This is a genomic window from Cupriavidus sp. 10L45 (assembly GCF_056395225.1).
This window is the reverse complement of the sequence record NZ_JBFTJC010000013.1, coordinates 25892-47987: the sequence shown is the minus strand read 5'-3', so window position 1 is coordinate 47987 and position 22096 is coordinate 25892. Positions and strand designations below refer to the sequence as shown.

Here is a 22096-nt window from a genome sequence, read left to right as displayed (position 1 = left end):
GCGCATGGACGACTTGGAAACGGCTCAGGGTCGAATCTGGATCGGATCAGGTTCGCTTCAGGCGCGCCGGCGCCAGACCTGCCAGCGCTCCTGGCCGGCCGCGAAGACCGGCAGCGGCGCGGCGGACGGACGGTCCTCCACCAGATCGAAGGCCGGCGCCAGCAGCCCGTCCAGCTCGGTGCGGGGCATGGTGAACGGGGGCCCGCCGCGCGTCTCACCTATATAGAAGTACCCGGCCAACAATCCGCCCGGTGGCAGCAGTGCCGCCACGCGGTCGGCATAGGGCTGGCGCAGCGCCGGCGGCAGCGCGCACAGGAAGGCGCGCTCGTAGATCAGTTGGCAGGGCGGCTCGGGCGTGAAGGCGAAGAAATCGGCCTCCCGCACCACCACGGCGGCGGCGCCGAGCGCCCGCCGCGCCGACGCCACCGCCTCGGCGGAGAAGTCGATCGCCGTCACCGGCCAGCCGCGCGCGTGGAGCCAGCCGGCCTCCCAGCCGTTGCCACAGCCCGGCACCAGGGTCGGGCACGGCGTCAATCCGGCAGCGAACGCCTCGAACTCGGCCGGCACGCCCTGAGCGTCCCAAGGCGTGAATTGCCGCGCAAAGCGCTCGTCCCAGAACGCCGCGTCGGCGGCGTTGCGGCTCTCGAATTCGCGTTTCGGGGGATTCGGCATGGCGTGCGTCCGAGGCTTACCAGTAGCCCGCCCAGGCCAGCGCCTGCACCAGCACGATGCCGGCCAGGAAGCCGCCGATCAGCATCAGCGCCGTGGACAGCCGACGGTTGGTGCGCCGCTGCTCCACCACGAGCTGCGCCAGCAACCGCTCCTGCTCGCCATTGTTCTGCAGCGCGCGGCGTTCCAGGAACTGGTGCGCCAGGCGCGGGAAGTCAGGCAGCATCTTGGCCCACTGCGGCGCCTCCACCTTTACCCGCTCCCAGGCGCCCTGCCAGCCCACCTGCTCGTACATCCACTTTTCGAGGAACGGCTTGGCGGTCTTCCAGAGGTCGAGTTCCGGGTCGAGCTGCCGGCCCAGCCCCTCGATATTGAGCAGCGTCTTCTGCAGCAGCACCAGCTGCGGCTGGATCTCGACGTTGAACCGCCGCGAGGTCTGGAACAGCCGCATCAGCACCATGCCGAGCGAGATCTCGCGCAGCGGTTTGTCGAAGTACGGCTCGCAGCAGGCGCGCACGGCGGACTCCAGCTCCTCCACGCGCGTCTCGGCCGGCACCCAGCCCGATTCCACGTGCAGCAGCGCCACACGGTGGTAGTCGCGTCGGAAAAATGCGATGAAGTTCTGCGCGAGGTAGTTCTTGTCGAACTCGGACAGCGCGCCGACGATGCCGAAGTCCAGCGCGATATAGCGCCCGAACGTCTCCGGCTGCACCGAGACGAGGATGTTGCCGGGGTGCATGTCGGCGTGGAAGAAGCCGTCGCGGAACACCTGCGTGAAGAAGATCTCCACGCCCTCCTCGGCCAGCTGGTGCATGTCCACGCCAGCCGCCTTCAGCGACTCCGTGCGCGAGATCGGGATGCCGTGCATCCGCTCCATCACGAACACGTTGCTGGTGCACCAGTCCCAGAACACTTCCGGCACCAGCAGCAGCCCGCTCTCGATGAAGTTGCGGCGCAACTGGCTGGCGTTGGCGGCCTCGATCATCAGGTCGAGTTCGTCGTGCAGGTACTTGTCGAACTCGGCCACCACCTCGCGCGGCTTGAGCCGGCGGCCATCCACCCAGACGCGCTCGAGCCAGGTCGCCATGTCGCGCATCAGGGCCAGGTCGCTGTCGATCACGGGCAGCATGCCGGGCCGCAGCACCTTCACCGCCACCTCACGCCCATGGTTCGGGCCGCCGCGCAGCGTGGCGAAGTGCACCTGCGCGATGGACGCGCTGGCCACCGGCGTGTGCTCGAAATTCTCGAACAAGTCCGAAAGCGGCCGGCCGAGCGACTTCTCGATGATCTTGACGGCCAACACCGGGTCGAACGGCGGCACCTGGTCCTGGAGCATCGCCAGTTCGTCGGCGATGTCGGGCGGCATCAGGTCGCRGCGGGTGGACAACACCTGGCCGAACTTGACGAAGATCGGCCCGAGCGTGGTCAGCGCCATCCGCAGGCGCACGCCGCGCGGCTGCTCGAGCTTGCGGCCGATGGTGATGACCTTCACCAGCAGCTTGATGCGCCGGCTCTTGAAGCCGGACAGCACGAGTTCATCGAGCCCGTAATACAGGATGACAAAGACGATCTTGCAGAGACGCAGAAGGCGGGTCATGCGGGTTCTTTACGGTGCGGAGGCACGCCGCGCGCGCAGGCGGCGGCGCAGGCAAAAGGGAGGGAGGACGACGGCCGGGCCATCAACGGTGGGCGGACGGCAGCTTGCCCGGCGCGGCCGGCTGGCGTTCCAGCCGTTCCAGCCGCTTTTCCAGCCGTTCGAGGTCGTCGCGCAGCCGCGCCACGTCATCGGCAAAGCCGTCCAGCGCCGCGTGGCGTACGAGGGTCGGTTGTTCGTCGAGTAGGTATTCCGTCACATTGTCGAGCAGGGCGCGGCCCACGCGGGTGGCGTTGTCGTGGACCTGGCGTGCGCCATCGACCACGCGCTGCGCCACGCTGTCACTGACCGGGCCGCCCATCACGCCGCGCAGCGCGCGCGACAAGTCTTCGGCGGCGTCCCAGCGCAGGCTGCGGGCCAGCGTGGCCACGGCGTTGGCCAGTTCCGCGTCGCCTTCGATCCGCACATGGCGCATCGCGGCGGCCTGCCCGCCCTCGGCCACGTCGGCCACCACCAGCGGCCATTGCTGCAACGGCACCAGCAAGGTCACGGCCGGCGCCTCGGCCACCGTGGCCTGCTCGATGCAGCCGTGTTCGGTCACCTTCAGCGCTAGCGCAAAGGCGGCGGCATCGAAGCGGATCACGCGGCCGGCAAAGGGCGACAGCAGCGCGCAGGCCCACGGCTCCTGTTCGATCAGGTGATTGAGGGCGGCAACGATCGGCGCGGCCAGCGGGGAAGGCAAGGCGTTCATGGCGAGCGGTTTGCGGTAGTCGGGCAACAAAAAAGGCCCACGCACGCGTGGGCCTCCATTCTAAGCTACTCGCCCGCCGCATCCGTGGAAGCGGCGGGGAGATTACGCTCAGGACTCCTGCTGAATGCCGGCCAGCAGCCAGCCACCGTTGCCGGCGGTGGCCTTGGCCAGGTTCCAGACCTCGGCGAACGGCTGGGCCGGCTCGCCCGCGCGCTCGCGGATCATGCCGGCGAAACGCACGCTGGCAACGTGCTGCGTCGGGGTGTCCTCGATGCCCAGCAGTTGGGCATCCAGCGTCACGACGTCGGTCTTGTTGACCTCGGCGCCGCGCTCGGCCAGATCCATCTTGATCTCGGCGAACATTTCCGGCGTGGTGAACTCGCGGATGTCGTCGAGATTGCCGGCGTCCCACGCGGCCTGCAGGCGCACATAGTGAACCTTGGCATTGCGCAGGAAGGCTTCGGTGTCGAAGTCGGCCGGCACGCCCCACGGTTGCTGCGGTGCAGCAGCCACGGCGCCGGCGGCAGCGCCACCCATCACCGGGTTGGCCGCCGCGCCGCCGTAGGCGGCAGGTTGCGCGGGTTGCTCGGCCTGACGGAAGGTCGGCTCGGCAGTGCGCGACAGGTCGTTGCCACCGAAACCACCCTGGTTGCCCTGATTGCCCATGCCGGCGTAGGCCGGTTGCTGGCGGCGCGCTGCGCCTCCGCGGAACTTGCGGATCAGCCAGAAGGCCAGCAGCGCGATACCGCCGATCAGGATCAGATTCGACAGGAAGCTGGCAGCCGCACCGCCCAGACCGAAGTGCGAGAGCAGGTAGCCAAGACCCAGACCAGCCGCCAGGCCGCCGAGCATGCCGCCCCAGTTACGCTTGGGTGCAGCAGCCGCCGCACCGCCGGCCGCGCCAGCCGTGGCCGGTGCCGCCTGGTTGGGCTGTTGGGCCGGTTGCTGCGTCGGCGATTGCTGGGCCGGCGCCTGCTGACGTTGCTGCGTCACGGAGGACGACTGCTTGCCAACACTGCGCGAGCCGCCCAGCCGCTTGGCATTGGCGTCCAGCGCGACCCCCAGCGCCAGCGTCGCGATCAGCGACGCGGCGAGGAATTTTCCACGAAAAGAAGACATTTTCTGCGATCCCCTGTCAGTTTCGGCCATCCAAGGCCGAACATGGCGAATTAGTACTTACGCCCGACGTGGAGCGCCACCACTCCGCCCGTCAGATTGTAGTATTCGACCTTCTCGAGCCCCGCATGTTCCATCAAGCGTACAAGTGAACCCTGGTCTGGATGCATTCTGATCGATTCTGCGAGATAGCGATAGCTCGGGGCATCCCCAGCCACCCGCTCGCCCAGCCACGGCAATACCTTGAACGAGTAAACATCGTAGGCCTTTTCCAGCGGCTTCCAGACTTTGGAGAATTCCAGGACCATGACCTTGCCGCCCGGCTTCACCACGCGGCGCATCTCGGCCAGCGCGCGGTCCTTGTGGGTCATGTTACGCAGCCCGAACGCCACCGTGACGAGGTCGAAGTAGTTGTCCGGAAAGGGAATCCGCTCGGCGTCGCACAGCGCCACCGGGGTCACCACGCCCTTGTCGAGCAGGCGGTCGCGGCCCACGCGCAGCATGGATTCGTTGATGTCTGTCAGCCAGACCTCGCCGGTCGGGCCGGCCCGCTTCGCGAAAGCCTTGGCCAGGTCGCCCGTGCCGCCGGCGATGTCGAGCACCTTCTGGCCCGGGCGCACATTGGCCTGGGCGATGGTGAACATCTTCCAAAGCCGGTGCATGCCGCCGGACATCAGGTCGTTCATCACGTCGTACTTGCTCGCGACCGAATGGAACACGCCAGCTACCTTGCCGGCCTTATCCGTTTCGTCGACTTTCTCGAACCCGAAGTGGGTCTCGCTCATGTCTGGTACTCCAGGTGCGGATATATATAGACGGGGATCAGTGGTGGTGGCCGCAGGCATGGCCGCCGCCGGCCACCATCGGCGCATCGCGGTCGACGCCGGCGGCTTCGAGCCGCTTCAGGTAGTCGTTCCACAGCGCTTCCTGCTGGTCGCCCAGGCGATACAGCAGCTCCCACGAGTAGATGCCGGTGTCGTGGCCGTCGTCGAAGCGGATCAGGATCGCGTAGTTGCCCACGGGCTCCACCGCCGCGATGCCCACCTCGCGCTTGCCGGTCTGGAGCGTTTCCTGGCCCGGGCCATGGCCCTGGACCTCGGCGGACGGCGAATAGACGCGCAGCAGCTCGAACGGCAGGCGCCACGCGCGGCCATTGTCGAAGCCGATTTCCAGCACGCGCGACTGTGTATGCACGGTCAGCGCGGTGGGATGGGGGGTGTCTTTCTCTAGGCCAGCCATAGTAGGGTCACGCGGGGAGCGCGTCCGATGTGTCTTGTACGACCCGATAGCTTACTCCACCCCCCATGCCTTGCCCATCCTGGGGTCCGGCACCGCTTTCGTCGCGCGCGCCGGTCGGCGCCACGGGGAGGTAGCGCAGCCGCCGGTCATGGAAGGCGGCCACGGTGCTGCGGTGGGCGATGCTGACGATGGTGGCGTCCGGCAGGCTATCGACCATCAGCTGGTACATGGCAGCCTCGGTTTCCTCGTCGAGCGCCGCCGTGGCCTCGTCCAGGAACAGGAAATCGGGCTTCTGGAGCAGCGCGCGGGCGAAGGCCAGCCGTTGCTGCTCGCCCGGCGACAGGCGCAGCGACCAGTTGTCGAACACATCGAGCTGGTTCGCCAGCATGGCCAGCCGGGCCTGGCGCAGCACCTGTTGCAGCGTCTCGCACGAGTGCGCCGTGCCGGCGTCCGGGTAGGCCAGCGCATCGGCCAGCGTGCCGATCGGCAGGTAGCTGCGCTGCGGCAGGAACAGCATGCGCTTGCCCGGCACCGCGATGCGGCCGTGGCCGTAAGGCCAGATCCCGGCCAGCGCGCGGAACAGCACGCTCTTGCCGCAGCCGGACGGCCCGCTGACCAGCCACCGCTCGCCCTGCCCGATGGACAGCGAGAACGGCGCCACCAGCGGCCGCTGGCGCGGGTGGGCCGGATGTTGCGGATCCACGCCCTCCTCGTCCGGGCTCTTGCCGCCGCGCACCGGCAGCGCCAGCGCGAGGCCGGTCAGGTCGATGCCGTCCTGGCCCTCTGCCACCACCACCTCGATGTCGCCCGGGCCCTCGTGCGTCAGGTCCTGGCGCTCGGCCACGCGGATGGCGTCCTGGAAGTCGATCAGACGGTTGGCGGCGGCCTTCCAGCCGACCAGCGTGGCGTAGCTGTCCACGAACCAGGACAGCGCGCCCTGCACCTGCCCGAAGGCGGAATTGATCTGCATCAGCCCGCCCAGCGTGAGCTTGCCGGAGAAATAGCGCGGCGCGGCCACCAGCAGCGGGAAGATGATCGCGAACTGGCCGTAGCCCGAGTTCACGAAGGTCAGCCGCCGCGTGTAGCGCATCAGCTGGTTCCAGTTCGCCCGGATCCGTTCGAAGCGGGCCCGCAGGCCGGCCTGCTCGGTCGGTTCGCCGCGGTACAGCGCCACCGGCTCGCTATTCTCGCGCAGGCGCACCAGCATGAAACGGAAGTTAGCTTCGTACTGCTCCTGCTGGAAGGACAGGCCGATCAGCGGCCGGCCCACGAAGTGGGCAATCAGCGAGCCGATCACCGCGTAGCCGGCGGCGAACCAGACCATGTAGCCGGGAATCGTCAGTTCGGTGCCGCCCAGCACGAAGCTGATCGGCCCCGACACCACCCAGAGGATGCCGATGAACGACACCAGCGTGACCACCGAGTTCAGCAGCCCCATGGAGAGCGTCAGCGCCCCGTCGGTGAACTGGCGCAGGTCGTCGGCCAGACGCTGGTCGGGGTTGTCGGTCGAATGGGTCTGTTCGATGCGGTAGTACGCCTGATGGCCGAGCCAGCGCTGCATGAAGACGCCGGTCATCCACGTCCGCCAGCGCATCTGCAACATCATCTGGTAGTACTGGCGCGAGATCGCCAGCACGATGAAACAGGCCGCGATCCACGAGAATCGCAGCAGCAGTTCCTTGAACGAGACGAAGTCGCGCTGTTCCAGGGCGTTGTAGAACACCCGGTTCCACTCGGTCAGCAGCACGTTGATATAGACGATGCCGAGATTGAGCGCGACGACCAGGAGCAGCAGCCCCAGCCCCGCCTTGCGGTCTTCGGATTTCCAGTAGGGCTTGATCAGGTCCCAGGTGGCCGCCAGGCGCAGCCGGCTCTGGATCTTGAGAGCCTCGGCCGGGACGGCCGGGCCGGGCACGGTGACGGACGACGGAGTGGAGGACATGGTGGCGCAGGTGTGGCCCGCCGCCGTTCCGGCCAGCGGGCGTGTTGTTGTTCGACGGAGGTCAGACGTCGCCGCCGCGTGGCGGGTTCCGTGCCGCCCTCCGGTCAGTCAGCCATGCTCGGTTGTTATCGCAGTCAGACAATCAGTCAGCGGACGGCATCACGGCCAGCGCGGTGCGCAGCGTCGGCAGCCGCAGGGCCAACTCGCCGATGCGCGCCGGCTCCGCCGCGCGCTGGGGCGCCGCCCAGATCGCCTCCGGGAAATGCGTGTCCCAGCGGTAGCGCGGAATGATATGCCAGTGCAGGTGCGGCACCATGTTGCCGAACGCGGCCAGGTTGACCTTGTCCGGCGTCATCACCTCGCGCACGGTGCGCTCCACCCGGGCCACCAGCCGCATCAGCCAGGCCTGGTCGGCATCGTCCAGATCGGTCAGCTCGGCGGCGTGGTCGTTCCAGACGATGCGGCAGAAGCCGGGATGCCGGTCATGCTCGACGAGGATCACGCGCGCGCGATCCCCCATCCAGACCAGTTCGCCGCCATCGGCTTCGCACAGGGGGCAGTTGGGGAGTCGCGTCATGGTATCCGCCGGAGTCCGCTGGCTGCCTTACACCAGCACGCGCTCGATGCCGCCGGCGTTGGCGCGGGCCACGTACTCGGGCAGCCAGTTCTCGCCCAGCAGGTGCTTGGCCATCTCGATCACGATGTAGTCGGCCGTCACCGAGGCGTCCTCGTTGTAGCGCGACAGCCCCTGCAGGCACGACGGGCAGCTGGTCAGGATCTTCACGTCGCCGGTGAAGCCGTCCGTGCGCAGCTTGTCGGCGCCCTTGCGCATTTCCTCTTCCTTGCGGAAGCGGACCTGCGTGGAGATGTCCGGGCGCGTCACGGCCAAAGTGCCGGATTCGCCACAGCAACGCTCGTTCTTCTCGATCTTGCCCGCACCGCTGCCGCCGTTCCCGCCCATCAGGTCATTGACCAGCTTGGTCGGGTCCATCGTCTTGATCGGGGTGTGGCAGGGGTCGTGGTACATGTAGCGCGTACCGGTCACGCCTTCCAGCTTCACGCCCTTCTCAAGCAGGTACTCGTGGATGTCGATGATGCGGCACCCCGGGAAGATCTTGTCGAATTCATACCCGGCGAGCTGGTCGTAACACGTGCCGCAGCTGACCACCACGGTCTTGATGTCGAGGTAGTTCAGCGTGTTGGCCACGCGGTGGAACAGCACGCGGTTGTCGCTGACCATCTTCTCGGCCTTGTCGTACTGGCCGTTGCCGCGCTGCGGATAGCCGCAGCACAGGTAGCCCGGCGGCAGCACGGTCTGCACGCCCACGTGCCACAGCATGGCCTGCGTGGCCAGCCCCACCTGCGAGAACAGCCGTTCCGAGCCGCAGCCCGGGAAGTAGAACACCGCCTCGCTCTCGGCCGTGGTCAGCTTCGGGTCGCGGATGATCGGCACGATCTCGTTGTCCTCGATGTCCAGCAGCGCGCGGGCCGTCTTCTTGGGCAGGTTGCCCGGCATCTTCTTGTTGATGAAGTGGATCACCTGCTGCTGCACCGGCGGCTTGCCGACCGTGGCCGGCGGGTGCTGGGTCTGCTTGCGGGCGAACTTCTTCAGCACCTCGTTGCCGAGCCGCTGGGCCTTGTAGCCGAGCCCGATCATTGCCGAGCGGGTCAGGTTGATGGTCTGCGGGTTGGTCGCGTTCAGGAAGAACATCGACGCCGCGGTACCCGGGTTGAACTTCTTCTGGCCCATCTTGCGCAGCAGGTTGCGCATGTTCATCGACACATCGCCGAAGTCGATCTTCACCGGGCACGGCGTCACGCACTTGTGGCAGACCGTGCAGTGGTCGGCCACGTCCGAGAACTCGTCCCAGTGCTTGATGGACACGCCCCGGCGCGTCTGTTCCTCGTACAGGAAGGCTTCGATCAGCAGCGAGGTCGCCAGGATCTTGTTGCGCGGGCTGTACAGCAGGTTGGCGCGCGGCACGTGGGTGGCGCACACCGGCTTGCACTTGCCGCAGCGCAGGCAGTCCTTCACGCTTTCGGCAATCGCGCCGATGTCGCTCTGCTGCATGATGATGGACTCGTGCCCCATCAGGCCGAACGACGGCGTGTACGCGTTGCGCAGGTCGGCGCCCGGCAGCAGCTTGCCCTTGTTGAAGCGGCCCTGCGGGTCCACGCGCTGCTTGTAGGCGCGGAACTCGCCGATCTCGTCCTCGGTCAGGAACTCCAGCTTGGTGATGCCGATGCCGTGCTCGCCCGAGATCACGCCGTCCAGCGAGCGCGCCAGCGCCATGATGCGGGCCACCGCGCGGTGGGCGTCCTGCAGCATGGCGTAGTCGTCCGAGTTCACCGGGAGGTTGGTGTGGACGTTGCCGTCGCCGGCGTGCATGTGCAGCGCCACGAACACGCGGCCGCGCAGCACCTGCTTGTGGATCTTCTGCGCCTCGTCCAGGATCGGCTTGAATTCGCCGCCGTTGAAGATCTTGCGCAGCTCGGCGCGGACCTCGCTCTTCCAGCTCACGCGGATGGTGCGGTCCTGCAGCAGGTGGAACACGTTCGCGTCCGGCTGCTGGTGCAGGCGCTCCTCGAACGCCGGGCCGAGCAGGCCCAGGCCGTGACCGATCAGCGCGGCACGCGCGGTGGCCAGCGGCACGTCCAGGTGGTCCTGCAGGTAGCGCCAGCGCGCGCGCACCTCGCGCAGCAGCGTCAGCGCGTGTGCAACCCGGTCTTCCAGCAGTTCGGCGCTCGGAATCTCGTTCGCGTCGTCGCTGCGGCCCAGTGGCAGGTTGCCGCGCGCGAAGAACGCTTCCAGCTCGTCGGCCAGCTTGAGCTTGTTCTTGATCGACAGTTCGATGTTGATGCGCTCGATGCCGTCGGTGTACTCGCCCATCCGCGGCAGCGGAATCACCACGTCCTCGTTGATCTTGAAGGCGTTGGTGTGGCGGGCGATGGCGGCCGTGCGCGAGCGGTCGAGCCAGAACTTCTTGCGGGCCTCCGGGCTCACCGCGACGAAGCCTTCGCCGCTCTTGCCGTTGGCCATGCGGATCACTTCCGAGGTGGCGCGCGCCACGGCGTCCTCGTCGTCGCCGACGATGTCACCGATCAGCACCATCTTCGGGAAGGCGTTGCGGCGGCTCTTGGTGGCGTAGCCCACGGCGCGCAGGTAGCGCTCGTCCAGGTGCTCCAGGCCGGCCAGGATGGCGCCACCTTCGCGCTTGGACTCGCCGTCCAGGTAATCCTTGATCTCGACGATGCTCGGAATCGCGTCGCGCGGCTGGCCGAAGAACTCCAGGCAGACCGTGCGCACGTGCTTGGGCATGCGGTGCAGGATCCAGCGCGCGCTGGTGATGATGCCGTCGCAGCCTTCCTTCTGCACGCCGGGCAGGCCGGCCAGGAACTTGTCCGTAACGTCCTTGCCCAGCCCTTCCTTGCGGAACTTGCGGCCCTCGATGGCCAGCGTCTCGGTGCGCAGCACCTTGTCGCCCGGCGCGCGGTTGCCGTCCGACCACTTCAGTTCGAAGGTGGCCACGGGCACGTCGTGAATCTTGCCGAGGTTGTGGTCCAGGCGCGTGATCTCGAGCCAGTTGCCCTCGGGATCGACCATGCGCCACCAGGCCAGGTTGTCGAGCGCGGTACCCCACAGCACGGCCTTCTTGCCGCCGGCGTTCATCGCCACATTGCCGCCGATGCACGAGGCATCGATCGAGGTCGGGTCCACCGCGAAGACGAGGCCGGCCTTGTCGGCCGCGTCCGCCACGCGGCGCGTGACCACGCCGGCGCCGGAGAAGATCGTCGCCACCTTGTGGTCCACGCCGGGCAGGTCGGTCTGCTCGACCAGGCCAAGCTCCTCGAGCTTCTCGGTGTTGATGACGGCCGAGAACGGCGTCAGCGGCACGGCGCCGCCGGTGTAGCCGGTGCCGCCCCCACGCGGGATGATGGTCAGGCCGAGTTCGAAGCAGCCCTTCACCAGCCCGGCGATCTCTTCCTCGCTGTCCGGAGTCAGCACGACGAACGGGTATTCCACGCGCCAGTCGGTGGCGTCGGTCACGTGCGAGACGCGCGACAGCCCGTCGAACTTGATGTTGTCTTTCTGCGTGACCTTGCCCAGCACGCGCTGCGCGCGCTTGCGCAGGTCGTAGGCGTCGGCGAATTCCTGCTTGAACGACTCGATGGCCTGCTTGGCGAAGGCCACCAGCTGCTCCACCCGGTGCGAGCGATCCTCGGCGGCCGGCTCGGCGTGCTCGGCACGGTCGGCGGCGCGGCGCTTCTCGATCTCGCTCAGGCGGTGATGCAGCGCGCTGACCAGCATCTGGCGGCGCTTGGGGTTCTCGAGCAGGTCGTCCTGGAGGTACGGGTTGCGCCGTACGACCCAGATGTCGCCGAGCACTTCGTACAGCATTCGCGCGGAGCGGCCAGTGCGGCGCTCACCACGCAGTTCATCCAGAATGCGCCAGGCTTCCTCGCCCAGCAGGCGGATAACGATCTCGCGGTCCGAAAAGGACGTGTAGTTATAGGGAATCTCGCGCAGGCGCGCGGGGGCGTCCTGTGCGGCGAGCTTGGCATCGAGCACGAGTGGGGCGTTCATGGCGGGACCGCTTCCTGCTGCGCACGGGGACAGTGCGCGATTGTCGTTCATTGAAGCGCGATTGTACTGCAACGGCCCGCTTCGCTGCACCGCAACAAGGCATAAGAGACGGTTCTGTCAGAACCATTGACGAATCGCTTCCCCCACGCCGTGCCAGAACGAGTCTGGAATCCACATCAGGCTGGCCGTCATCACAAGGTAGCGGAAGAACTTGCCGATCGCCATATAGCCGAGGCTGGGCCAGAACGACAGGCGCAACCACCCCGCCAAAGTGCACAACGGATCACCTATAGCGGGCAGCCAGGACAGCAGCAACGTGGGCGGGCCCAGCCGGCGCATCCAGCGGAAGTATTTGGCGTCCAGCTTGGGCTTGTGTTTCTTCACCGGATGGCCGCGATGCTCGGCGTGCTCCCGCTCGTGTTGGATATGCTGGCGCCGCTGGCGGTAGCGCACCAGCGCCAGCTTGGCGGCGTAGCCGAGCCACCAGTCGATGGCCCCGCCGACCGTATTCCCAACCGTGGCCACGAGGATGGCCGGCCAGAACATGTCCGGGTTGAGCTTGATATAGCCGAACACGGCCGGCTCCGAGCCCAGCGGCAGCAGCGTGGCCGAGACCAGGCTGACCACAAAGATGGCCGGCAGGCCCACGCTGGGCAGGGCGACGGTTCCAAACAGCCAGTCGATGAACGCTTGCATGGTCCGGGGCAGATCGATGTGCGCCGGGCCGCCCCATGGTGGGGAACCCGCATGGCAGCACCGGGGGTTTTGTGATTAACTGTTAGAGCCGGTTCTGGCCGATCGTTCACGGCCGCGTCGCGGAATTCGCCACGCCAGGCATCTCCGGCAAGGCCGGGCCCCAGGCCCGGCAGCACCAATATCACGAAATAGCCGTAACAACCAAGCGGCAGTACCGCGTCGTGGCCCGTCCCGCGCAGTCGTTCGGGATTCTTGCGGCAGGCCATGCGCGTCCACCCCATATTGGAGACAAGCATGGCGATTCCGATCCGCCTGACGGTCAATGGCAAGCCCATTGACGCGCAGGTAGAACCCCACACCCTTCTGGTCCAGTTCCTGCGCGAAACCCTGCGCCTCACCGGCACGCATGTCGGCTGCGACACCGCCCAGTGCGGCGCCTGCACCGTCCACCTCGACGGCCGGGCGGTGAAGTCGTGCAACGTGCTGGCGCTCCAGGCGGACGGCGCCAAGGTCACCACCATCGAGGGCCTGGCGCCGGACGGACAACTCCATCCGATGCAGGAAGCGTTCCGCGAGTGCCACGGCCTGCAATGCGGCTTCTGCACGCCCGGCATGGTGATGGCCGCCACCGCGCTGCTGCGCGAGCGTCCCAACGCCGATGCGCAGTCCATCCGCGAGCAGCTGGAAGGGAATATGTGCCGCTGCACCGGCTACCAGAACATCGTCCGCGCCGTGCAGCAGGGCCAATCGAGCATGCGCAGCGGCCAGGCCGTCGCCAGTGCGGAATAGGAGCCGACCATGAACGCACCCGAGAAGTTGATCGGCGCGCCGGTCCGCCGCAAGGAGGACTACCGCTTCCTGACCGGCAACGGCCAGTACACCGACGACGTGACCCTGCCGCGCCAGAGCTACGCCTGTTTCGTCCGCTCGCCGCACGCGCACGCGCGCATCCGCTCCATCGACAAGACCGAGGCCCTGGCCTCGCCCGGCGTGATTGCCGTGCTGACCGGCGAGGAGATGGCCGCCGACAAGGTGGGCGGCCTGCCCTGCGGCTGGCTGATCCACAGCATCGACGGCACGCCGATGAAAGAGCCACCCCACCCCGCGCTGGCGCACGGCAAGGCCCGCCACGTGGGCGACCAGGTGGCGCTGGTCATCGCCGAAACGCTCCAGCAGGCGCGTGACGCCGCCGAGATGGTCGATGTCGACTACGAGGAGTTGCCCGCCGTGGTCAGCCCGGCGGACGCCGCCGCAGCCGCCACGCTGGTCCACGACGACGTGCCGGCCAACACCTGCTACACCTGGGGCCATGGCGACAAGGCCGCCACGGACGCCGCCTTCGGCAAGGCCGCGCACGTGACCACGCTCGATATCGTCAACAACCGGCTGATCCCGAACGCGATCGAGCCGCGCGCGGTCAACGCCAGCTACACGCGCCAGGACGACAGCTACACGGTCTACGTCTCGAACCAGAACCCGCACGTGGAGCGCCTGCTGATGGGCGCCTTCGTGCTCGGGCTGCCGGAGTCCCGCCTGCGCATCATCGCGCCGGACGTGGGCGGCGGCTTCGGCTCGAAGATCTTCCTCTATCCCGAGGACGTGGCGCTGACCTGGGCGTCGAAGAAGATCGGCCGGCCGGTGAAGTGGACCGCCGAGCGGTCCGAGTCCTTCCTGACTGACGCGCACGGCCGCGACCACGTGACCAAGGCCGAGCTGGCGCTCGACGCCGACGGCAAGTTCCTGGCCATGCGCGTGCACACGGTGGCGAACATGGGCGCCTACCTGTCCACCTTCGCCAGCAGCGTGCCGACCATCCTCTACGCCACGCTGCTGGCCGGCCAGTACGCCACGCCGGCGATCTACGCCGAGGTCAAGGCGGTGTTCACCAACACCTCGCCGGTCGATGCCTACCGGGGCGCCGGCCGCCCGGAGGCCACCTACGTGGTCGAGCGGCTGGTGGAAACCGCCGCGCGCGAGATGAACATCGACCCCGCCACGCTGCGGCGCAAGAACTTCATCCACGACTTCCCCTACGCCACGCCGGTGGGCCTGACCTACGACACGGGCGACTACGAGCCCTGCCTGGCGCGTGCCGAGGAACTGGCCGACGTGGCCGGCTTCCCGGCCCGGCGCGAGGCCGCCAAGCAGCGCGGCAAGCTGCGCGGGCTGGGCTACTCCTGCTACATCGAGGCGTGCGGGCTGGCGCCATCGAACATCGCCGGGGCACTCGGCGCGCGGGCGGGCCTGTTCGAAGTGGGCGAGATCCGCGTCCATCCCACCGGCACGGTCACCGTGTTCACCGGCTCCCACAGCCATGGACAGGGCCACGAGACCACCTTCGCGCAGATCGTGGCGGACCGGCTCGGCATCGGGCTGGAGGCGGTGGAGATCGTCCATGGCGATACCGGCCGGGTGCCGTTCGGCATGGGCACCTACGGCTCGCGCTCGCTGGCCGTGGGCGGCTCGGCCATCATGAAGGCGCTGGACAAGATCGAGACGAAAGCCAAGAAGATCGCCGCGCATCTGCTGGAGGCATCCGACGCCGACATCGAGTTCCAGGACGGCGTGTTCCGCGTGGCCGGCACCGATCGCACCAAGACCTTCGGCGAGGTGGCGCTGACCGCCTACGTGCCGCACAACTACCCGCTCGACAAGCTCGAACCGGGCCTGAACGAGAACGCGTTCTACGATCCGACCAACTTCACCTACCCGTCCGGCGCCTACGTCTGCGAGGTGGAGGTGGACCCCGACACCGGCGAGTCGCAGGTGGTCAAGTTCACCGCCGTGGATGACTTCGGCAACATCATCAATCCGATGATCGTGGAAGGCCAGGTGCATGGCGGCATCGGCCAGGGCCTGGGCCAGGCCATGCTGGAGCAGTGCGTGTACGACGCCGACAGCGGCCAGTTGCTGACCGGCTCCTACATGGACTACGCCATGCCGCGCGCGGCCGACCTGCCCGACTTCACCGTGGAGACCGCCAAGGGCACGCCATGCACGCACAACCCGCTCGGCGTGAAGGGCTGCGGGGAGGCCGGCGCCATCGGCTCGCCACCGGCGTTCATCAACGCGCTGGTCGATGCGCTGGCACCGCTCGGCGTGCGTGACGTGCAGATGCCAGCCACGCCGCACCGCGTGTGGCAGGCCATCCAGTCCGCACAATCCACATCGGCCTGAATCGGGAGAAAGACATCATGTACGCATTCCAGTTCGAACGCGCCACGGATGCCAAGGCCGCCGTGGCCAAGCTCCAGGCCGACGCCGACGCCAAGTTCCTGGGCGGCGGCCAGAGCCTGCTCGCGGCGATGAAGCTGCGGCTGGCGGCACCCAGCATGCTGGTGGACGTGTCGCGCATCCCGGGCATGGCGGACATCCGCGTGGAGGGCGACGAGTTGGTGATCGGCGCCGCCGCGCGCCATGCCGACGTGGCCGCCCATGCGGAAGTCATGCGCCGCATCCCGGCGCTGGCGGCCATGGCCAATGGCATCGGCGACCGTCAGGTACGGGCGATGGGCACCATCGGCGGCTCGCTGGCCAACGACGACCCCGGCGCCGACTACCCCGCCGCCGTGCTCGGCCTCAACGCCACCGTGGTCACCGACCGGCGCAACATCGCCGCCGACAGCTTCTTCAAGGGGCTCTATGAAACGGCGCTCGCCCCCGACGAGCTGATCACGGCGGTCCGCTTCCCCACCCCGGACCAGGCCGCCTACATCAAGTTCCGCAACCCGGCCTCGCGCTTCGCGCTGGTCGGCGTGATGGTGGCGCGCACCGGCAAACTGGTGCGCGTGGCCATCACCGGCGCGGCAGACAGCGTTTACCGCGCCCCCGACCTGGAACAGGCCCTGACCGCCAGCTTCACCCCCGCCGCCGCCCGCGCGGTAAAGGTGGACGCCGCCCGGCTCAACACGGACCTGCACGCGTCAGCGGCATACCGCGCGCATCTGATTCCGGTGCTGACAGCAAGGGCGGTGGAGCAGGCGTTGAAGGGGTGATGCTAGGCTGTGGCCCCCCATCCATCCGGGATGGGGAGCCAACAGCCTGCCCTATCCGGCTATGGCAGGCGCCAGAAGTTGGCGCGGTCGGTCCGATAGGTCGCGGCGGCGCTGTTGAAGTAACACTTGTCGTAGCAGTGGGTGCCGTCCCATAAGGTGGCGTGTCCCTTGGCGTCCGTCCAGCCCGATATTTCGAACACCAGTAACCCTTGTTGTCCGGCCAACGCGCCGCCGTGGGAAGGCGGATGCGCAACCACTTCCGGCCGGCCCCATCGCACCTTGAGGTAGTCGAGCACCCTCTCGATGCGATAGAAGTACCAGCTGCCATCGGCGCCGGAGACGGTTTCCTTCTTGACAAATGGGATTCGTGCGCCAGTTTGGTTTAGGACATAACTGATGCGCACGGCGCAGGTGTTCTCCCAACGTTGCTTCGGATCCGGGTGCAGGATGTTGCGCTTCACCATACCGCCAATGACGTTCGCCACGCGCACAGAGGAATTGGAGGGATCGTAGATGCGATTGGCCGCAGCCCATGCCGCATGAAAGGAAGGTCTCGTCATCATGGCTCCTGTCGGTGGGTCTGGTTCGGCCTCGGGACGTGGCGCTTGACCTGATCCTGAAGCGCCCTGCTGTGATAGAGGTCCAGGCACTTCAACAGACGAAATTGCTGGCCCATGGAATGGGCCTTCAGCCGTGGATTGCGGTAGTCGCGTGCCAGGAACTGGTCGACGAGGGGCGGGATCGCATCAATACTTGATGCCATGTCGTAGTAGAGGGATGCGCTCAGTTCATCCGCCGTCTGGCCGGCGTCTGCCGATGCGGCTGCGTCGCCCTCGTATGCCCTGGCGATGCAGCGCGCCAGCACCATGTCCTTGTAATTCTGGCCGTACGTTCGACCCTGCGCGTCGGACGCGTGCGTGTCGGGCGCCTTGGCATTCGCGGTTAGGGCCCAGGCCGCGCACGAAGCCAGCATGAGCCAACGGATTCGAAGCATGAGTGTCTCCAGGAAGAGCGGTTGCAGTGCATGACATCACGCACCAGAGGCGCTTCTACCGCCTTCTTCTGCCCATGAAAATCGTAAATCGACTAAATTGAACCCATGCTCCCCGCCTCCATCGACGACACCGCCGCCCTGCTGCACCGCCAGCAGTACTTCGCCGACCGCGAGACGGCGACCGTGCTTTATCTCGCCCTGCGCATGCAGCGCCCGCTGTTCCTGGAGGGCGAGCCCGGCGTAGGCAAGACCGCGCTCGCGCAGGCCATGGCGGCGGCGCTCGGGACGCGGCTGCTGCGGCTGCAGTGCTACGAAGGGCTCGATGCCGCCAGCGCGCTTTACGAATGGGATTACCCGCGCCAGATCATGGCGCTGCGGCTGGCGGAGGCGCGTGGCGAGCGGCCCGAGCAGCAGTCGCTCTATCACGACGATTTCCTGCTCAAGCGCCCGCTGCTCGAAGCTTTGCTGCCCGACCCCGCTGCGCCGGGCGTGCCGCGCGTGCTGCTGATCGACGAGATCGACCGGGCCGACGAGCCGTTCGAAGCCTTCCTGCTCGAAGTGCTGTCCGAATACCAGGTGTCGATTCCGGAGATCGGCGTCGTGCGGGCCGAGCGGCCGCCGCTGATCGTGGTCACTTCCAACCGCACGCGCGAGGTACACGACGCGCTCAAGCGGCGCTGCCTCTACCAGTGGATGGGCTACCCGGACCGCCAGCGCGAGCTGGAGATCGTGGCCGCCCGCGCGCCCGAGGCGGCCGCGGCGCTGCAGCATCAGGCGATCGACTTCGTCCATCGGTTGCGCGGCATCGACCTGTTCAAGGCGCCCGGCATCGCCGAGGCCATCGACTGGTGCCGCGCGCTGGCCGCGCTGGGCGTGACCGAACTGGACCCGCAGTCGGTACGCGACACGCTGGGCGTGCTGCTGAAATACCAGGACGACCTCGCCCGCGCCGATGGCCCCACGGTGGCCGAACTGCTCGCTGGCGCCCCGCCGGAGCGCTAGCGCCATGCTGCACCCCATGCCGCACCCCACCCCGGCCCTCCCCATGCTCGCGCGCAACGTCACGCATTTCATGCGGCTGCTGCGCGATGCCGGCTTCGGGCTGTCGCCGGCCCACGCCGTGGATGCGCTCGACGCGCTGCGCCATATCGACATTGGCGCGCGCGGCGAGGTGCGCGCCGCGCTGGCCGCGCTGGTGCTGTCCGGCCCCGACCAGCGTCCACTGTTCGATGCCGCCTTCGACCTGTTCTGGCGCGACCCGGACTGGGAAGGCAAGATGCGCGCGATGCTGCTGCCGCGCGTCGATGCCGGCGCGCCGCCGCCCAAGCGCAGCAACCGGCTCGCCGATGCGCTTGCCGCGCGCCAGCCGCCGCCTCCGTCCCCCGGCCAGCCCGCCCGCGAGGAGCGCTTCACCGCCCCGCTGACGTTTTCCGATCAGGAGCGGCTGGCCCAGCGCGATTTCGAGACGCTGACCGCCGAGGAATGGCGCGCGCTCCAGCACCTCGTGCGTACGCGGCGTGCCCACCTGGCGCTCCAGCGCACGCGCCGGCTGCGCGCGGCGGCCTGCGGCACCCACGCCGACCTGCGCGCCAGCGCGCGGCTGGCCGTGCGCCAGCATGGCGAATGGCTGCGCTGGAAATACCGCAAGCACGCCGAGCGCAAGCCGCCGGTGGTGCTGCTGCTCGACATCTCGGGATCGATGAGCCAGTACTCGCGCGCGGTGCTGTACTTCTGCCACGCGCTGATGCAGTCGCGCGAGCGCATGCACGTCTTCCTGTTCGGCACCCGGCTGACCAACGTCACGCGGGCGCTGCGCGAGCGCGATCCCGACGAAGCCGTCGACCTGATCACCGGCCAGGTGCGCGACTGGGCCGGCGGCACGCGCATCGGCGCGGCGCTGGCGCAGTTCAACCGCCAGTGGGCACGCCGCACGCTGTCCGGCCGCGCCACGGTGCTGCTGGTCAGCGACGGCATCGACCTCGAACACATCGACCTGCTCGACGCCGAGATGGCGCGCCTGCGCCGTTTTGCGCACCGCATCATCTGGCTCAATCCGCTGCTGCGCTACGCCGGCTTCTCGCCGCAGGCGCGCGGCATGCAGGCCATCCTGCCGCACGTGGACGCCCTGCGCCCCGCGCACAACCTCGACAGCCTGTTCGCGCTCGAATCCCTGCTCGCGGACGACGCGCGCCGGCCCTTCATCGCAACCCCCAAAGGAAGCCCCCCATGGAGATGACCCAGACCCAGCGCCTGCCCGTGCCCCGCGACGTGGCATGGGGGGCCTTGAACGACACGGACGTCCTCAAGCAATGTATTCCGGGATGTGAGAGCATCGAGCCCGATGGCGAAAACGCCTACCTGCTGGCGATGACCGCCGCGGTGGGGCCGGTCAAGGCGCGCTTCAAGGGCCGCATGGCGCTGACGGACATCCAGGCGCCGGAAAGCTATACGATCCAGTTCGACGGGCAAGGCGGCGCGGCCGGCTTCGGCAAGGGCACCGCCCATGTTTCACTGGTGGATCAAGGCGACGAGACCGACCTGACCTATGTGGTGCACGCCCAGGTGGGCGGCAAGATCGCGCAGATCGGCTCGCGGCTGGTGGATGGCGCCGCGCGCAAGCTGGCCGAGGCCTTCTTCACGCGCTTCACCGAGGCGGTGAGCGGCGGCAAGGAAGCCGAAGGCCAGGACGTCAACGAGGAAGCCGACGCCGCGCAAGCGGACGGCGGCGATGAGCAACAAGGTAGCGAGAAGCGGAAACGATCATGGACAGCGTGGATCTCGAAGTCCTGAAGAGCAGCGTGCGGTGGCAACAGGAAGGCCACGGGGTATTGCTGGTGACGGTGGTGAGAACCTGGGGCTCGTCGCCCCGCCCCGAAGGCGCGATGCTGGCCGTGCGCGATGACGGCCTTGTGGTCGGTTCGGTCTCGGGCGGGTGCATCGAGGACGACATCATCGACCGCGTGCGGCGCGAGGGCATCCACGCCAGCCAGCCGGAGGCAATCAAGTACGGCATCAGCGCCGAGGAGGCGCACCGCTTCGGCCTGCCCTGCGGTGGCACCATCGAACTGGTGGCGGAGCCGCTCAAGGCCGCCAGCGGCATCGCCGAGTTGCTGGACGCCGTGGAGAGCGGCCGGCTGGTCGCGCGGACGCTCGACCTGAACACCGGCGCCGCCACGCTCGGGCCCGCCCAGGCCACCGACGGCCTGGCGTTCGACGGTAACAAGCTGCTGACCATCCACGGGCCGCGCTACCGCATGCTGGTGATCGGCGCCGGGCAGTTATCGAAGTACCTGTGCCAGATCGCCGTGGGGCTGGGCTTCCATGTCACCGTCTGCGACCCGCGCGAGGAATACACCGAGACGTGGGACATCCCCGGCGTGGCGATGGTACGCACGATGCCCGACGACACCGTCATGGACATGAAGCTCGACGAGCGCAGCGCRGTAATCGCGCTCACGCACGATCCCAAGCTCGACGACCTGGCGCTGATGGAGGCGCTGCGCACGCCGGCCTTCTACGTGGGCGCGCTCGGCTCGCGCCGCAACAACCATGCGCGCCGCGAGCGCCTCAAGGAGTTCGACCTGACCGAACTCCAGTTGGCGCGGCTGCACGGCCCGGTCGGCATCTATATCGGCAGCCGCACGCCGCCCGAGATTGCCATCTCGATCCTGGCCGAGGTCATCGCCGCCAAGAACCACGTTTCGCTGCCGGACATCCTCCAGGTGGAAGGTGCCAAGGCCGCACGCGAGATCGCGGCGGGCGAGGCGGAATGTCCTGTGCTGCCCGCCACGGCCACGGCGACGGCCACGCAATCATGAAGAAGCCCGCACGCGCCCCGCTCACGCCGACCGACCTGCCGGTCGGCATCCTGCTCGCCGCTGGTTTCGGCAAGCGTTTCGATGCCACCGGCACGCGCAACAAGCTGCTGGAGGTACTGCCCGATGGCCGCACCGTGGCGTGGCGCAGCGCGCGCACGCTGGCGGCAGCCCTGCCGAACTCGATTGCGGTGGTGCGGCCCGGCAACGCGGCCCTGGCCGAGGAACTGCGGCGCGGCGGCTGCCGCGTGGTGGAAGCGCCCGATGCCGAGGCTGGCATGGGCGTGGCGCTGCGCGCCGGTGTGGCGGCGACTGCCGAGGCACGCGGCTGGGTGGTGGCGCTGGCGGACATGCCGTGGCTGCCAATGGAGTTGGTCCGCGCCGTGGCGCTGACCATCACCACGCCGGAAACCATCGCCGCGCCGTGGCGCGACGGCAAGCGCGGCCACCCGGTCGGCTTCGGCGCCGCCTGGCGCGATGCCCTGCTGAAGCTGGACGGCGACGAAGGCGCACGCGCCTTGCTGACCGACCAGCCGGTCACCCGCATCCTGACCGAGGACGACGGCCCGTTCCGGGACATCGACACACCGGGCGACCTGGCCCCGCGTTCGCGGTAGTAGCTACGCCTGCCCTCTCCCAGAGGGAGAGGGGAGAACACCGTTGGTTTGCTCCCCTCGCCCGCTTGCGGGAGAGGGGCCGG

20 protein-coding genes are annotated in these 22096 nt (G+C 68.0%); 8 read left to right on the top strand and 12 right to left on the bottom strand.

Features of this window, described 5'->3' with window-relative positions; translation table 11 throughout:
• Positions 1-57: 57 nt before the first annotated feature.
• The 10 genes from AC1DFU_RS21860 to AC1DFU_RS21815 all read right to left on the bottom strand — a co-directional run bounded on the left by AC1DFU_RS21860 (position 58) and on the right by AC1DFU_RS21815 (position 12592).
• Complete coding sequence (locus tag AC1DFU_RS21860) at positions 58-672, bottom strand: methyltransferase domain-containing protein (protein WP_092291819.1); 615 nt, start codon at positions 670-672, stop codon at positions 58-60.
• A gap of 16 nt (positions 673-688) precedes the next feature.
• Entirely contained in the window at positions 689-2266 is a 1578-nt protein-coding gene (gene ubiB / locus AC1DFU_RS21855) for a ubiquinone biosynthesis regulatory protein kinase UbiB (protein ID WP_477159876.1), read from the bottom strand.
• Between the two features lie 82 nt (positions 2267-2348).
• Positions 2349-3014 (bottom strand): ubiquinone biosynthesis accessory factor UbiJ, encoded by a 666-nt coding sequence (locus AC1DFU_RS21850; protein ID WP_441591673.1) that lies wholly within the window; start codon positions 3012-3014, stop codon positions 2349-2351.
• Positions 3015-3122: 108 nt separating this feature from the next.
• Positions 3123-4133, bottom strand: a complete 1011-nt coding sequence (locus tag AC1DFU_RS21845; RefSeq protein ID WP_441591671.1) for a Tim44 domain-containing protein — start codon at positions 4131-4133, stop codon at positions 3123-3125.
• Between the two features lie 50 nt (positions 4134-4183).
• Complete coding sequence (gene ubiE, locus AC1DFU_RS21840) at positions 4184-4915, bottom strand: bifunctional demethylmenaquinone methyltransferase/2-methoxy-6-polyprenyl-1,4-benzoquinol methylase UbiE (protein WP_092291810.1); 732 nt, start codon at positions 4913-4915, stop codon at positions 4184-4186.
• A gap of 37 nt (positions 4916-4952) precedes the next feature.
• Positions 4953-5369: a gamma-butyrobetaine hydroxylase family protein gene (locus tag AC1DFU_RS21835; RefSeq protein ID WP_092291808.1), complete on the bottom strand. Its 417-nt coding sequence runs from the start codon at positions 5367-5369 to the stop codon at positions 4953-4955.
• Positions 5370-5376: 7 nt separating this feature from the next.
• Complete coding sequence (locus AC1DFU_RS21830; RefSeq protein WP_092291806.1) at positions 5377-7311, bottom strand: ABC transporter ATP-binding protein/permease; 1935 nt, start codon at positions 7309-7311, stop codon at positions 5377-5379.
• Between the two features lie 142 nt (positions 7312-7453).
• On the bottom strand, positions 7454-7888 hold the full coding sequence (locus tag AC1DFU_RS21825) for an HIT family protein (protein WP_092291804.1): 435 nt from the start codon (positions 7886-7888) through the stop codon (positions 7454-7456).
• A gap of 27 nt (positions 7889-7915) precedes the next feature.
• Entirely contained in the window at positions 7916-11896 is a 3981-nt protein-coding gene (locus AC1DFU_RS21820) for a DUF3683 domain-containing protein (protein ID WP_092291802.1), read from the bottom strand.
• A gap of 117 nt (positions 11897-12013) precedes the next feature.
• Positions 12014-12592, bottom strand: a complete 579-nt coding sequence (locus AC1DFU_RS21815) for a YqaA family protein (protein ID WP_092291800.1) — start codon at positions 12590-12592, stop codon at positions 12014-12016.
• Positions 12593-12886: 294 nt separating this feature from the next.
• Here AC1DFU_RS21815 and AC1DFU_RS21810 point away from each other — a divergent pair, with 294 nt between their 5' ends.
• From AC1DFU_RS21810 to AC1DFU_RS21800, 3 genes are read left to right on the top strand one after another with little or no spacing between them, the layout of a single operon-like run.
• A complete protein-coding gene (locus AC1DFU_RS21810) occupies positions 12887-13381 on the top strand; it encodes a (2Fe-2S)-binding protein (protein WP_441591666.1) in 495 nt (164 codons plus the stop codon).
• A 9-nt stretch (positions 13382-13390) separates the two neighbouring features.
• Complete coding sequence (locus AC1DFU_RS21805) at positions 13391-15769, top strand: xanthine dehydrogenase family protein molybdopterin-binding subunit (protein WP_441591664.1); 2379 nt, start codon at positions 13391-13393, stop codon at positions 15767-15769.
• 17 nt (positions 15770-15786) lie between these two features.
• The gene (locus tag AC1DFU_RS21800; RefSeq protein WP_441591663.1) at positions 15787-16587 is read left to right on the top strand and encodes an FAD binding domain-containing protein; all 801 of its coding nucleotides are present in this window, start codon (positions 15787-15789) and stop codon (positions 16585-16587) included.
• Between the two features lie 59 nt (positions 16588-16646).
• On the opposite strand, the gene AC1DFU_RS21795 is transcribed toward AC1DFU_RS21800, so the two are convergent.
• Positions 16647-17150, bottom strand: a complete 504-nt coding sequence (locus tag AC1DFU_RS21795; protein ID WP_255370712.1) for a type VI secretion system amidase effector protein Tae4 — start codon at positions 17148-17150, stop codon at positions 16647-16649.
• Positions 17147-17581, bottom strand: a complete 435-nt coding sequence (locus AC1DFU_RS21790; protein ID WP_218158019.1) for a T6SS amidase immunity protein Tai4 family protein — start codon at positions 17579-17581, stop codon at positions 17147-17149. Before AC1DFU_RS21790 ends, AC1DFU_RS21795 begins: the two co-directional genes overlap by 4 nt.
• 105 nt (positions 17582-17686) lie before the next feature.
• Here AC1DFU_RS21790 and AC1DFU_RS21785 point away from each other — a divergent pair, with 105 nt between their 5' ends.
• From AC1DFU_RS21785 to AC1DFU_RS21765, 5 genes are read left to right on the top strand one after another with little or no spacing between them, the layout of a single operon-like run.
• Entirely contained in the window at positions 17687-18583 is an 897-nt protein-coding gene (locus AC1DFU_RS21785; protein WP_092291789.1) for an AAA family ATPase, read from the top strand.
• A gap of 4 nt (positions 18584-18587) precedes the next feature.
• Entirely contained in the window at positions 18588-19817 is a 1230-nt protein-coding gene (locus tag AC1DFU_RS21780) for a vWA domain-containing protein (protein WP_441591660.1), read from the top strand.
• The gene (locus AC1DFU_RS21775; protein WP_441591658.1) at positions 19808-20371 is read left to right on the top strand and encodes an SRPBCC family protein; all 564 of its coding nucleotides are present in this window, start codon (positions 19808-19810) and stop codon (positions 20369-20371) included. The genes AC1DFU_RS21780 and AC1DFU_RS21775 overlap by 10 nt, the downstream gene beginning before the upstream one ends.
• Positions 20344-21399, top strand: coding sequence for an XdhC family protein (locus tag AC1DFU_RS21770; RefSeq protein ID WP_441591657.1), 1056 nt, complete (start codon positions 20344-20346; stop codon positions 21397-21399). Before AC1DFU_RS21775 ends, AC1DFU_RS21770 begins: the two co-directional genes overlap by 28 nt.
• Entirely contained in the window at positions 21396-22013 is a 618-nt protein-coding gene (locus AC1DFU_RS21765) for a nucleotidyltransferase family protein (protein ID WP_092291781.1), read from the top strand. Before AC1DFU_RS21770 ends, AC1DFU_RS21765 begins: the two co-directional genes overlap by 4 nt.
• The last annotated feature ends 83 nt before the right edge of the window (positions 22014-22096 follow it).